The following is a 13,404-nucleotide window of genomic DNA, read 5'->3' as shown; positions in this document are numbered from 1 at the left end:
TTGCTCAGTCAGCCCTTGAGGCCGCTAGTGAAAAATTCAGACACCATTCGGTTAAAACTGGCCATACGCTCGATCTGAACCCAATGGCCGCATTCGCCAAACACGTGCAGGTCCGCACAGGGCAGCAGATTTGCCAAGCGCACGCTCGACTCAAGCGGAATGACCTGATCGGACCGGCCATGCAGGATCAGCGCCTCCTGCTGCAGCGCGGCAATATCTTCTTCGCGGCTTGCCAGCATCGCAATATTGCGCTGACGGTCTGGGCCGCCGAAGGTGGTATGATATGGTGCATGCGCACCCGGGCGGACGCTTGCCTCGTATCGTGACTGGACCAGATCGTCAGTTAGCCTGCTGTGATCCCAGGCAAGATACTTGAGCGAGGAGCGCATGGCCTCGACCGAGGGCTCGTAGCCCCAGACTTCATCCAGCGCCGGCGTGATCGGGAATTCAAGACCGGCCGGCCCCATCAATACTGCGCGCTCGACCCGATCGGGATGGGCGATCATGAACGCGAGGGTAATGCCGCCACCGAACGAATTGCCCACCATCGACACTTTGTCGATGCCAAGGTTGTCGAGCAAAGCCACCAGCTGATCAACCCAGATCTGTTTGTCTTCTATGCGGCCCTTGGAATCGGAATAACCAAATCCGAACATATCCGGCGCAATCACCCGGAACCGCTTAGCGAGTTCGGGCATATTGAGCCGCCAGTTGGCCCAAGCGGTGACACCGGGCCCCGAGCCATGGACTAGTAAAACCGCCGCGCCTTCGCCGACATCATGATAATTGGTTGCACAGTTATCCATAACCAGCGATTTGCCGATCTCGGCGCGTGCGACTTCATTCGAACCGGTGATCATATCTCTCCCGAACTTTTTTATGTTGGCTCCGGTAACCCCGACGAATCTTGTTCCCGGAAGAACCCGACTCGCCCGGATTTACTCCTAAAGACCAAATTTGTTATTGCACCAAAAAAAATGCATTTGCAATAGGCCAAAGATTTGCAACCGTCGCAATTGTTCTCCACGGTGTGAGCGAAGAAAATTTAGATGAGGCCTTCTGCCTTGAGAGCTGCTCCCACAGAGGGCCGCTGCGCTATCTTGCCAGCAAAAGCGCCTAGGGCAGGATAAGCTGCCATGTCGATGCCGACATGAGCGGGCCAACTGAGGATCACGAACAGGTAGATATCAGCGACGCTAAACGCCTCGCCCACATAATGGTCCTTGCCAGCGATTTCCTGATCAAGTCCGGCCAGAAGATCTTTCACGGTCTTGGTCGCTGCAGCCTTGGCCTCGTCCGTCGTGCCAGGCGTGAACAGCGGGACGAAAGCCTTGTGCAATTCCGAAGACAGGAAGCCGAGGCGGCTCAGCAGCTGGTAGCGCTCGAGGCTGCCCTCACGCGGAGCCAGGCCAGCTCCGTCATTTTGATCGGCGATGTAGAGTAGAATGGCCGGATTCTCGGTCAGGGTCTCACCGGTGCTCAGAGCCAGCGCCGGCACTTTACCCGCGCGATTGACGGCAAGAAAATCGTCCCCGGCGTCGGTCTTGCGTGAGCCGAGATCGACCTTGACGGCGTCGAAGTTAGCGCCGGTTTCATAGAGTGCAATGTGCGGGGCGAGCGAGCAGGCTCCTGGGCTATAGTAAAGCTTCATTGATTGTTTCCTTGGTTGTGGTTGTCGAATGGTTCGCGCCTCAAATGGGCGTTGCCAGCAGGGTGGCGATGCGATGCGTATCATAGACGCAGGTGCGGCTTACGAGCTTGGCAGAGCCTTCAGCCACAAATAGTTTGTCGATGTACTTCCCGGCGTTATAAATCCGCGTTTCTCCGTCATTGCGCGTTTGCAGCACGGCATAGCTGGCCTCTGCAGACACCATGTTGCCGTTGACCGGGGTAATCACTGCCCGCGAAATCAGGTGGCGGCTGAAGTGCTCAGGGAATACATTGGCTTGGCGTAAAGCCACTACCCGGTCGACCAGCATACCCTTGCTGTCGCAATACATGACCGCAGCCGGCAGGCCGTTGTCAACATTCTCGCGTGCAATCACCTGATAGAGGCAGTCCTCCACAAAGAACTCGGGCCACTCCTCGAGCCGACCGTCATCAAGGCATAACCCGTAAGCAGCGTTCAAGGAATCGACGAAGCCTTGCAGAGCGGGATCGACCAGGTTCATGCGGGCACCTCCACGGCAGAAGTGGGCAGGGCATCACCCATCAATTCCAGATACCCTTTCCAGAATCCGCGCACTGCGTTTTCATCCATACCCATCGGCGCGTAATATCCGCGTACATCGTCCCCGCCCATTTCGATGAAATTGTACTTGCCTTCTGCCCCAACGGTGCCTTGCTGGCAAAGTTCGACCGCCTCTCCGTCTTCCATCGAGATCAGCCCTGATGGACCAACAAGATTCAGGTTTCGCAGCCGGTGCCGGGTTGTTTCCTCATCATCGTCGGCATATCCGAAATAGGTCCAGACCAGCTCTGTCTTGTCAGGGCCATGCGTCACGATCTGACGAGTCGCCAGCGTGTTCTGGATCTGCTGGAGCACCACGTTCGGGAACAGCGACTGGATGTGCAGCCCGATATCGTCGTCGATTTCCGGCCGGAATTGCAGCAGTCTGTCATCCTGCAGTTTCGTGGCACTCTGCATTTCGCGATTGGCTTCGTCGCCGAACGACGTGTAGTCGATGTCGCCATTGGGCTTGGATACGGTAAAGACGTTATGGAAACCCTGCTCGGCAAGTTCACCTGCGCTTTCCTGGCTTTGACGATAGATGCCGAAAGTTGGGTAGAACAGATGCAGCAAGGCGCCGTGATAGCTATCCCGGCTGTTTTCGGAATAGAGCTTCCAATTGCCCGCCATATACTGCCGCGCATAGCCCAATAGTTTGATCGGGCGATGGAAAACCCGGTCGATATATTTGCGCATCACGGGACCAAGAAAATCCTCAAGTGGTTCTATCTCAGACGCAAACGTCCCAAACACCATCCCCTTGTAGCTTTCCACCCGCAGCTTTTCGAGTGAGTGATTGGCTGGATCGAATTCCTTGTCATAGCCCCCCACACCCTTCATTCCGCGCCGGAAAGGCACGCCCACCAGCGCTCCTTCGGCATCGTAGGCCCACTGATGGTAGACACAGACGAAAGCGCCATCGGCCTGGTTGCCGCGCAGCGAGCGGCACACGGTCGCCCCCTTGTGCGCGCACCGGTTAACCCAAGCGAAAATTTTGTCTTCCTGCCCGCGCACCAGAACCACGGGTGTTTCACCGACAAAGCTCGCCCGAAAATCCCCCGCATTGGGAATTTCTGCTTCTAGTCCTAGGTAGCACCAGATGCGACCTTTGAAGACATTGCGCTGCTCCGCAGCGAAGACTTCCGGGTCGTGATAGACCTTATAGTCGACCGCTGTGGGAATAGATTGCTGGGCCTCGACCCGTAAGTGAGAATTCATTTCGCTTCTCCTTCAAATCCCTGTCCCGATGCGAGCCGTCCACAGGTGCGCATCGCGCTCAGCATCATCGCCGCATCCGCCTTGCCTGAACCGACAATGTCGTAGGCAGTGCCATGGGCGACCGACATGTGGAGATAGGGCGGCCCCATCATGATTACGCAGTTGCCGGAAAATCCCCAGGTCTTGACAGCAATATGGCCCTGATCGTGGAACATCGCGAGGACCATGTCGTAGCGGCCTTCGATGCACTGACGGAAGACTGAATCCGGCGCGACCGGTCCTTCGACGGCAATCCCCATGGCCTTGGCCCGCTCGACACCCGGTGCGATGGCCAGCCGCTCCTCATCGCCCATGGCGTGGGGATTAAGCCCGGCAACCGCAATGCGCGGTTTGGCAATGCCCCACGACTGCATGGCATCATTCACCTGACCGATGGCCTTGGCCACCAGATCAGCCGATATGACATCGATCACCTGACGCAAGGACATATGATCGGTCAGATGCGCGACCCGCAAGGGGCCGGTCAGCAAAACGAGATAGCTCTCGCCGGGCGTGGGGCTGATAACCTTGTCCAGCTTGCCGGCCATCTTCAGCGAATCGGTGCTGATAGGTCCCATGATCGTCGCCGCGAAGGATCCGTCCCGCGCCAGCGCATCAAGCTCATCAAGCCACTGCGCCGTCGCGTGCCCCGCAGCCTCGGTGTCTTCGCCCAACGGCAGGACCCCGGCCGGCAAAGCACCTGTGTCGATCACATCAATCACGCCCGGATCGTCACTGGGCGTCTCGAGAGACTTCATGGCACGCACGCGCGCTTTGACCCCAGTCATGTCGATGGCCCGCTCCACGGCCGCAGACGACCCGACCAGAACCGGGACCGACACTTCGTGAACTTGCCCGCTCGCAAGTGCCTTGACCGTGACTTCGGGTCCAATTCCGGCAGGATCGCCAATCATTGTTCCGACAATTTGCCGGGCGCCTGGTGAGACCATTGGCCGGTCAGATGCTGTAGACATCGAGCATGGTCCTTGCGACGTCGTTGATTACGATCGTCTTCTTGCGTTTGATTACATAGGAATCGGCTTCCGGCAGGAGGTCGTATTGGGCCGATCCGCTGTAGACGGTGACATCTCCTTCAAGCACGGAGGTCACGGTCCAAGAAGTTCGCACCTGCAAGGCAACGTCCGCCTCCTCTACCGATAGAAGGCTAAACATATGCTGTGTGCGCGGAGCAGGCGAGCTGGCCGAGGACCGGCCAGTCCGGATGCGAAACACCCGATCTTCCAGACCGCCCCGGTTATGATAATAGATCAGCGAGATTTCACTTTGCGGATCGGCAGTCAGTCGCTCGCTGTCGTCCCAGGCAGGCACCCAATATTCGGCATCCTCGTGGTAGAGCGCGAGCCAGCAATCCCAGTCCTTCTCGTCGAGCGCCTGGGCCTCTCGCCCAAGAAAACGCCACACCGAGAGCCATCTTGCGTCCACGTCGCTCACGAAATCACCTCCTTGTCCCCAAAGGCCATCAGTTCAGCGCTTTCGCGATCGATCGCCGCATTCATGCGGTTCGCCCACTCATCATGGATTGCAACATAAAGGCCTTCGTCGGCTACGGCGGGACTGCTGAGGACGGCGTCCACACCCAGTCCTGCACCGAAATGTCCAGCGTCCTTCTCCCATCTGGGAGCGCCGCGCGACATGTCGTTCATTCGGCCTTCGCCTCTGGCGAAACCGGTCTGGCAGTTGTTGAACTCGGTCAAATCGTCGGGAGTCGCCATTCCGCTGGCGTTGAAAAAGTCTTCATATTGCCTAATCCGCAAGGCGCGGGCCTCCGAACTTTCGCCAACAGGCGCGATGCAATAGGTCGTGACTTCCGTCTCATCAACCGACACCGGGTGAATGATTCGAATCTGGCTGCTGGTCTGGTCCATCAGGAACACGTTGGGAAAAAGCTGAAGGTTGCGGATCCGTTTGTTCATCCACAACGCTTTTTCCTCCCCGTGGTTGGCTGTTAGCCAGTCGAGCACCTCGAAATTCGGTCGGTCCTTGAAATTGGCATAGTCAGCCCACAGGACCGTATGGCCATTCTTGAAAGAGAACGAGCCGCCATCCTGCCGATTGAAATTGGCAAAATCGATCGCCTTGGTATCGTTTTTCGATTCGCCCTGGACACGCCGTTGAACGGTCATGAAGTAGTTGGCGTGGACGGTGCTGACGTGGTATCCGTCCAGACCGTTTTCAACCTGCATCTTCCAGTTGCCCTGATAACGATACCGGGTCGCGCCAGGGATTACCTCAAGCTCTCCGCTTTGGGATTGATCGACAAGCAGGTCGATGAACGCCTTGGACCCGGCAAGATAATCCTCAAGTGGCAAGACGTCGTCGGAAAGGCTCGCGAAGATGAAGCCGCGATAGCTTTCAAGGCGCGCAATTTGCGGCAAACCGAAATCAGACTTGTCGAAGCCAGGCGCATAGCCGCCCGCCGCTTCTTCCGTGACATCAAGCAAATCACCTGCCGACGAATAGGTCCATCCATGAAACGGGCACATAAAGTTCTTTTTATTGCCAGCCTTCTCACGGCAGACACGGGTGCCCCGGTGTGCGCATGCATTGACCATTCCGCGAAGAACCCCCGCATTATCACGCGTGATAATGACAGGCACTCTGCCGATCTTCGTCGTAAGAAAATCATTCTTCTTGGCGACTTGACTCTCATGCGCGACGAACACCCAGTTGCATTCGAAAACATATTTGAGCTCGAGCTCAAATATGTCGGGGTCGGTGAAGGAGGCACGGTCAACCTGGTATACGCCGCGCGTCTGGTCCTTGACCAGCCAGGATTGTAGCCGGCCCCGTAGGACCTGCAAGTCGGCAATGCGCCCATCCAGCTTTTCCGTCGCATTCATGTCTGATCTCTCCCGGATATCATAGATTCTAGTCAGATGCCGCGCCCGAAATCCCTAGTCCCGATGAACTTCCCACGCCCGCGTCACCGGAAACGCGGAGAAGCCATCGAACAACGAATCGACCTGTCAGCTTAACCATCGGCTTCATACACCAAGAATTTATTATATGCAACGTATTGCACAGTGAGAAATCTTAGGCTATGAGACCCACAGAATCGGATGGTCGAAATCGCAAAAATGGCGACGCCGGTTTCGTTGGACAGAACGTTCAAGGCTAAAGATTTAGGGGAGAATCAGTCAATGTCATCGGTCACCGAACTTGGATACTTGGGCTTGTCTGTTACGGACCTTGATGCGTGGCGCGCCTACGCAAGTCAGGTTGCCGGAATGGAAATCGTTGATGAAGGCGAAGCCGATCGTATCTACCTGCGCATGGATCTGTGGCATCATCGCATTGCGCTGCACAAAGGTGACACTGACGATCTGGCCTACATGGGCTGGCGGGTTGGTGATCCGACCGAGTTCGAGGCGATGGTCGAAAAGTTGACCAGCGCCGGAGTCGATGTGACAATTGCGAGCGAAGGCGAAGCGCGTGAGCGCCGCGTTCTTGGCCTCGCCAAGCTGCTCGATCCCGCGGGGAACCCCACCGAAATATTCTACGGCCCGCAAGTGGATGCCCACAAGCCCTTCCACCCCGGACGGGCCATGTTCGGCAAGTTCCTCACTGGATCGGAGGGGGTAGGTCACTGCATCCTGCGGCAGGATGATGTCGAAGCCGCGGCCGCGTTTTACCGTCTGTTGGGACTGCGCGGATCGGTTGAATACCAATTGCACCTGCCCAACGACATGGTTGCCTCCCCGTACTTCATGCACTGTAACGAGCGGCAGCACTCTGTCGCATTCGGGCTCGGCCCGATGGAAAAGCGCATCAACCATCTGATGTTTGAATATACCGAACTCGACGACCTCGGGCTCGCCCACGACATCGTGCGCGAGCAACAGATCGATGTCGCGCTTCAGCTCGGCAAGCATGCCAACGACCAGGCTCTCACCTTCTACTGCGCCAACCCCTCTGGCTGGCTGTGGGAATTTGGCTGGGGTGCCCGCAAGGCTCCTTCCCAGCAGGAATTCTATACCCGCGACATTTTCGGCCACGGTAATGAAGCCGAGGGATACGGCATGGATATTCCTCTCATGTGAGAGGGGCTTTGGATCAGTTGTTACACTAAATATTTCAGAGGATTACATAGCACAATGTTAAATAAGATACGCCTTTGCCCAGTTGCCGACGTCAAGGACGGCGAACCGGTCGGCGTGTTTCTGGATGACCTGCCGGCGCTTGCTGTTTACAATGTTAACGGGGACATCTACGTCACCGACAACATGTGCACCCACGGAAACGCCATGCTGACCGATGGGTACCAGGATGACGGCATCATCGAATGTCCGTTTCATGGTGGCTCGTTCGATATTGCCACTGGGGCGGCAAAGGCCTTTCCTTGTCAGGTTGCAATCAAGACTTACTCCGTCACAATCGACGACGAGTGGGTTTGGATCGACCAACCGGACGGAGTGGCCTGAAATGGACCCGACCATTTTCGAGCGGATTCGCTTGCAGCAGCTTGCAACCGAACTCAACGCCATCCACGCCGAGTGGATAGATGATGATCGACTTGAGGAATGGCCAGAGCTGTTCGCAGACGATTGCATTTACAAGGTTATCGCGCGCGAGAACCATGAGCGCAATCTGAGCCTCTCGGCGATATTTTGTGACAGCAAGGGCATGCTGGTCGACCGCATCATATCGCTGCGCAAGGCAAATATCTTCCCGGTCCACAGCTATCGCCATATCCTTGGGCCTACCCGCATCGTGTCAGAACATGAATTAAAAGTCACGGCACAAACCAACTACGCCGTATTCATGACGCGCGCGGACGGGCACACCGAAATATACAATGCTGGGAAGTATATTGACGAGATCGATTGCAGCGGAGGCCACCCTCTTTTTATATCGAAGGTTGCTGTTTTTGACACAAATGTCATCGATACAATGATGGTTCGTCCAATCTGATCCTTATCATGGAAATTTAGTTATGGCAGAAACAACGCTTAAAAACAGAGAGTCTTCAGAAACGGCGGATGTCGCTGGCTACCGTGTACCTTATCGGGTATTCACCGATCCGGAATATTATCAGCGAGAGCAGGAGAGCATCTTTCAAGGTGAAACCTGGTCTTTCGTTGCCCTGGAAGCGGAAGTTCCAGAGCCTGGAGACTTCAAGTCGACCTTCATTGGTGAGACCCCGGTAATAGTTACCCGAGGCAGCGACGGAAAAGTCCATGTCGTGGTTAACCGCTGCGCCCACCGCGGTGCCTTGGTCTGCCGCGAGATACGCGGCAACCGGCCCACTCTGGAATGCGTATATCATCAGTGGGCCTATGATTTGGAAGGCAATCTGATCGGGGTTCCGTTCCGGCGCGGGCTTAAGGGTCAGGGCGGCATGCCGGGCGACTTCGACATGAAGCAGCATGGTCTCAAAAAGCTGCGCGCAGATTCTGTGGGCGGGCTGGTCTTCGCCAGCTTCTCGCAGACTGTAGAGCCGCTGCGTGACTTTTTGGGGCCGATCGTGATCGAGCACATCGAACGTATCATGTGCAAGCCGATCAAGGTTCTTGGAGACCAGCGCCAGCATGTTCACGGCAACTGGAAGCTTTATGCGGAGAACACCCGCGATCCTTATCACGCGAGTTTGCTCCACCTGTTCCATAATACTTTCGGGCTCTACCGCTCCACACAGACGGGCAAGAGCGTGATGGACGCGAGCAAGCGCCATTCGCTGCTTTACTCGATTGCCTCTAGTAACGACGATGCCGCAGATAAGCAGGCCTATGGGGATTCTCGCACCTTTGACACCGAGTTCAAGCTGCAGGACATGTCACTCCTGAAAGGCAGGCAGGAATTCGACGATGGTGTGACCCTCGTCATCCTTGCCGTGTTCCCGAACCTGGTGCTCCAGCAAATCCAGAACACTCTAGCGGTAAGGCAGATCGTAACCAAGGGCACCGATGGCTTCGAGCTCGTCTGGACCCATTTTGGCTACGCTGATGATGATGCCGAGATGCAAGCGATCCGGACAAAGCAAACCAACCTGATCGGTCCGGCCGGGCTGGTCTCTATGGAAGATGGCGAAGCGGTCGAGATCGTGCAGAGAGCTATCATAGGCGAACACGACGCGGCATCTTACATCGCCATGGGCGGCGGTCGCCCGGATGATGCGGACCATCTGGTCACCGAAGGCGCCATCATTGGGTTCTGGCACAACTACGAGAAGCTGGTGGGCTACGGAACCATGCCATGACCAGAACGATCGATTTCTATTTCGATTTCATCAGTCCCTTCAGCTACCTCGCACAGTTGAAGTTGCCGGACCTGGCCCACAGGACCGGCTGTACAATCGAATATTGGCCGATCGACATTCCGGAGGCAAAGATTGCCGCTGGCAACTATGGCCCGTCCAACCGTGAAGTTGCGCCGAAAATAGAGGTCATGATGGCCGATCTCGAGCGTTGGGCAGTCAAGTACGCGGCACCATTGAAATTTCCCGCGAGCTTCGCCTGCGCGGACTGGAACTGTGCGGTGCTTTACGCCCGCAGCCAGGGCCAGGCCGAAGCATTTGTTACAGCGGCGTACCACAGAATCTGGGGACTCGGGACCGATCCTGGTGATCTCAACGAGCTGCGCAGTTGTGCCGACGAAGTCGGACTCGACGCCGATGCATTGTGCGAATTCATCGCATCGCCAACCGGCCAGAGCGAATATCGTAAGGTGCGCGCTCAAGCCTACCAAAGAGGCGTATTCGGCGCGCCGATGATGTTTGTCGATGATCAGATATTCTGGGGCAACGATCGCCTTGATTTTCTCGAAACTTACCTGCTTGTTAACCAATAATATAGTTTAGAATGGGAGGGGTTGTTATGGCAAGAAAGGGACTTAGAACGTTCGCGATAGCTTGGTGTGGTTCTGCCCTTGTCATTGGCGCTCCCTGTGCTTGGACGCAAGTAGCTAAGGCCGGACAACCCGCAGAACAGGCTGATCTCTCGGTCCTCGCCGACATCGGCGTTACCGCTATCCCTCGCGAGGCAGAGTTGCAGGATGTTGTGACTGCTCTCGCCGGCGATGCGCATGCTTCGGCGGATGTATCTACGGTGCGCACTCTCACTCAAGTCGTGCCCGCCTTTGTCGGTAGCCGCAACATGGGCGTGTTTCAGCCGGTCGTTCGCGGCGTCGGCTCAACCGGCATCGCGATAGGGACGAACCGAACATCGCCACCTATGTGGATAGCGTCTATCAGACTGAATCGGCGGCGACCTCGATAGATCTGTGGAGGTGGAACGGGTTGGAGGCAGTCGACCGCCGGGTTTTACGAGCCTTACCGCAAAGTCGGTGTGACATTCGAAACAAAATTCTAATGTATTAGAATAATAAATAAGTGGTAGAGAAACAAAAACAATCATTATTTAATATTAGGGAGAGAGAAATGAATAATAATATCTATAATATTGGCAAAGGGGCATTGCTCTTAGCGGCCAGCGGTTTGGCAATGGCCGTGTCATCGGGGCCCGCTTTGGCTCAGGACGCAGCAAATGCCGATGTAGCAGCAAATACTGAAACACCTGTTGAGCAGCGCGAAGCCGGCCTCGACGTAATTGTGGTAACGGCACGCAAACGCGAAGAAAACGCGCAGGAAACCCCAATCGCAATTACCGCGATGAGCGGGGACATGATTGAGAACCGACAGATCGCCAATGTCGCGCAGGTCGCTTCCTACGCGCCGAACGTTAATATTCAGCCGGTAGGGAATATCTCCGGATCAAGCGCATCGCTCACCGCATTTATCCGAGGCGTTGGTCAGACCGATTTCAATATCACGGTTGACCCTGGCGTTGGCATCTATGTTGATGGCGTTTACGTATCTCGTTCGGTTGGCGGCCTGCTCGACATGGCCGATATCGGAAGTGTACAGATTCTTCGTGGGCCCCAAGGAACGCTCTTCGGAAAAAACACCATTGGCGGCGCGATCATTGTCAACAGCCGTGAGCCTTCCGACGAATTTGAACTCAAACTCGAGGCAGCCACCGGTCGGTTCAACCGGGCTGACATCAAGGGTATCATTAATATCCCCATCAGCGACACGCTCGCCATGCGAGCGGTCGCATCCTATGAAACGCGCGACGGCTACCAGCTTCGGCTGGTTGACGGTGACCGCCAAGGCGACAAGGACAGTTTCGCGGGACGCGTAGCCTTCAAGTGGGAACCAAACGATGTTTTCACCGCGACCCTGGCGGGCGACGTTAACATCCGACGCGAAGCGACCGCAGCAAGCACTCTTGTCGAGAACCGGGATTCGCCCGATCTGTTGCAGATCGTTACCACTCCCAACGGTACATTCGCTTTCCCCAGTTCAAATTTTGGATACAACAAGCTTGGCGGCGGGGCCGGTCAGTGCGGTGCTCCCGGCGAACTGGCACCCGTAGATAATCCCAACTGTGTCTCCTCTCGCTGGGTTACCGGTGACATCGATACTACGTGGGCCGGCGGGCCCAACCAATCCGATTTTGATTTGTGGGGGACGAACCTGACGATGGAATATGACTTTGGGAATGTAACCCTCAAGTCGATCAGCGCCTATCGCAACCAGAAATCAACCATCGAATTCGACTTTGACGCGACTCCCTTCGAGGTGTTGCAGCTCACCAACAATATCGACCTGTGGCAGGCATCGCAGGAGCTTCAGCTGGTCGGAAGTGTGCTGGACGACCGAATTAAATTTACCTTAGGTGGTTTTTACCTGAAAGAAAAAGGTGAGGATATCGAGCCATTGCGGTTTGGCTTCGCCAATTTTTTCAGCGGCGGCAAGATCAACAACGACAGCTACGCCGGCTTCTTGCAGGCAACGTTCGAAGTTACGGATCGTCTGTCAATAACACCAGGCATTCGTTACACTGACGAAATAAAGCGCTTCGATCCTTCGGCACAGGTCATTACCCGCGATTATACCGCCGGCTTACTGCCCCCATACCCCGATGGCGTATTCATACAGTATAGTCGATGCATCGTCGGAAAGGACGTACCGCAGCTCCTGCCCAATGGGTTCCCTGATCCGTCCTGCGTTCCCTCGGCAACCAATCCGGGCGGTAACCACACTCTCCCGGCGGTGGAGGTTTCCGCCAAGGCCAAGGAATGGACCCCGGCGGTATCGGCAAACTACAAGTTCAGCGACGATGTCATGGGCTATGCCTCTTATTCAAAGGGCTTCAAGAACGGTGGCTTCAGCCAGCGTATCTTCCCGGGCGAACTGGTAACCCCCGCCTTCACGCCTGAATTCGTCGAGTCCTACGAGGTCGGCCTCAAGACCGAGTTGTTCGATCGACGCGTGCGGCTGAACCTGGCGGTGTTCCAGTCTGATTATTCCGATATCCAGATCGTCGTTAACGAGGGCATTGCACCCAAGGTTCGCAACGGTGGTAAAGGACGGATCAAAGGCTTTGAAATCGAGGGACAGGCCGCACCGACCGATTGGCTGCGGATTGACTATGGCGTGGGTTATCTGGATGCTGGCTATCGCTCGGTGGATCCGAGCGCGTTTCCTGTTACAGTCGACTCCAAGTTCGCTTTCGTGCCTGAGTGGACAGGAACCGTTGCAGCAAATGCGACTGCATTCGACAACGAAAACGGCAAGCTGGTAATCCGCGGCGATTGGTACCATCAGAGCGGTACTTTCAAGGACGCTGTGAACAGCCCGCAACTGTACCAACCCGCTTACAGCGTGTTCGGTGCGAACGCTTCGTACACCGTCCCCGGAGATCAGATCACGATTACCGCAGGCGTCACCAATCTGACTGATGAGCGTTACATCCAAGGTGGATATGTCGATCTGAATGTTGGCGGCGTTGCATTGGCGACATATTCCCGCCCACGGGAATGGTTCCTCAAGATCGGTTATGAATATTGACACTTGCGATCAGGGGGCGGCTTAACTTGCCGCCCCCATTGTCTCA

Annotated in this window: 13 protein-coding genes; 6 read left to right on the top strand and 7 right to left on the bottom strand. The window is 55.9% G+C overall.

Annotated elements, in window-relative coordinates; all coding sequences use genetic code 11:
• Positions 1–8: 8 nt before the first annotated feature.
• The 7 genes from CHN51_RS06960 to CHN51_RS06930 all read right to left on the bottom strand — a co-directional run bounded on the left by CHN51_RS06960 (position 9) and on the right by CHN51_RS06930 (position 6,348).
• Entirely contained in the window at positions 9–806 is a 798-nt protein-coding gene (locus tag CHN51_RS06960) for an alpha/beta hydrolase (RefSeq protein WP_346426342.1), read from the bottom strand.
• A gap of 239 nt (positions 807–1,045) precedes the next feature.
• Complete coding sequence (gstA, locus tag CHN51_RS06955; protein ID WP_100093372.1) at positions 1,046–1,651, bottom strand: glutathione transferase GstA; 606 nt, start codon at positions 1,649–1,651, stop codon at positions 1,046–1,048.
• Between the two features lie 40 nt (positions 1,652–1,691).
• The gene (locus CHN51_RS06950) at positions 1,692–2,171 is read right to left on the bottom strand and encodes an aromatic-ring-hydroxylating dioxygenase subunit beta (protein ID WP_100093371.1); all 480 of its coding nucleotides are present in this window, start codon (positions 2,169–2,171) and stop codon (positions 1,692–1,694) included.
• On the bottom strand, positions 2,168–3,448 hold the full coding sequence (locus CHN51_RS06945; protein WP_100093370.1) for an aromatic ring-hydroxylating dioxygenase subunit alpha: 1,281 nt from the start codon (positions 3,446–3,448) through the stop codon (positions 2,168–2,170). Before CHN51_RS06945 ends, CHN51_RS06950 begins: the two co-directional genes overlap by 4 nt.
• Positions 3,445–4,461, bottom strand: coding sequence for a 4-hydroxythreonine-4-phosphate dehydrogenase PdxA (locus tag CHN51_RS06940; protein ID WP_100093369.1), 1,017 nt, complete (start codon positions 4,459–4,461; stop codon positions 3,445–3,447). Before CHN51_RS06940 ends, CHN51_RS06945 begins: the two co-directional genes overlap by 4 nt.
• Entirely contained in the window at positions 4,445–4,939 is a 495-nt protein-coding gene (locus CHN51_RS06935) for an aromatic-ring-hydroxylating dioxygenase subunit beta (RefSeq protein ID WP_100093368.1), read from the bottom strand. The genes CHN51_RS06940 and CHN51_RS06935 overlap by 17 nt, the downstream gene beginning before the upstream one ends.
• Positions 4,936–6,348, bottom strand: coding sequence for an SRPBCC family protein (locus CHN51_RS06930; RefSeq protein ID WP_100093367.1), 1,413 nt, complete (start codon positions 6,346–6,348; stop codon positions 4,936–4,938). Before CHN51_RS06930 ends, CHN51_RS06935 begins: the two co-directional genes overlap by 4 nt.
• 300 nt (positions 6,349–6,648) lie before the next feature.
• Between CHN51_RS06930 and bphC the strand changes: the two genes are divergently transcribed.
• The 6 genes from bphC (at position 6,649) to CHN51_RS06895 (ending at position 13,358) form a co-directional block, all read left to right on the top strand.
• A complete protein-coding gene (bphC, locus tag CHN51_RS06925) occupies positions 6,649–7,548 on the top strand; it encodes a biphenyl-2,3-diol 1,2-dioxygenase (RefSeq protein ID WP_100093366.1) in 900 nt (299 codons plus the stop codon).
• A 54-nt stretch (positions 7,549–7,602) separates the two neighbouring features.
• Positions 7,603–7,929 carry a non-heme iron oxygenase ferredoxin subunit gene (locus CHN51_RS06920; RefSeq protein WP_100093365.1) on the top strand — a complete coding sequence of 109 codons (327 nt, stop codon included), beginning with the start codon at positions 7,603–7,605 and terminating at the stop codon, positions 7,927–7,929.
• A 1-nt stretch (position 7,930) separates the two neighbouring features.
• Positions 7,931–8,419, top strand: coding sequence for an aromatic-ring-hydroxylating dioxygenase subunit beta (locus CHN51_RS06915; RefSeq protein ID WP_100093364.1), 489 nt, complete (start codon positions 7,931–7,933; stop codon positions 8,417–8,419).
• 22 nt (positions 8,420–8,441) lie between these two features.
• Positions 8,442–9,704, top strand: coding sequence for a Rieske 2Fe-2S domain-containing protein (locus CHN51_RS06910; protein WP_100093363.1), 1,263 nt, complete (start codon positions 8,442–8,444; stop codon positions 9,702–9,704).
• On the top strand, positions 9,701–10,294 hold the full coding sequence (locus tag CHN51_RS06905) for a 2-hydroxychromene-2-carboxylate isomerase (RefSeq protein WP_100093362.1): 594 nt from the start codon (positions 9,701–9,703) through the stop codon (positions 10,292–10,294). The genes CHN51_RS06910 and CHN51_RS06905 overlap by 4 nt, the downstream gene beginning before the upstream one ends.
• Before the next feature lie 589 nt (positions 10,295–10,883).
• Positions 10,884–13,358: a TonB-dependent receptor gene (locus CHN51_RS06895; protein WP_240616890.1), complete on the top strand. Its 2,475-nt coding sequence runs from the start codon at positions 10,884–10,886 to the stop codon at positions 13,356–13,358.
• Positions 13,359–13,404 lie beyond the last annotated feature (46 nt).

The organism is Sphingorhabdus sp. YGSMI21, from assembly GCF_002776575.1.
In the GTDB taxonomy this organism is placed as follows: domain Bacteria; phylum Pseudomonadota; class Alphaproteobacteria; order Sphingomonadales; family Sphingomonadaceae; genus Parasphingorhabdus.
Note: the sequence above shows the minus strand (reverse complement) of the source record. Positions and strands in the feature narration are given on the sequence as shown.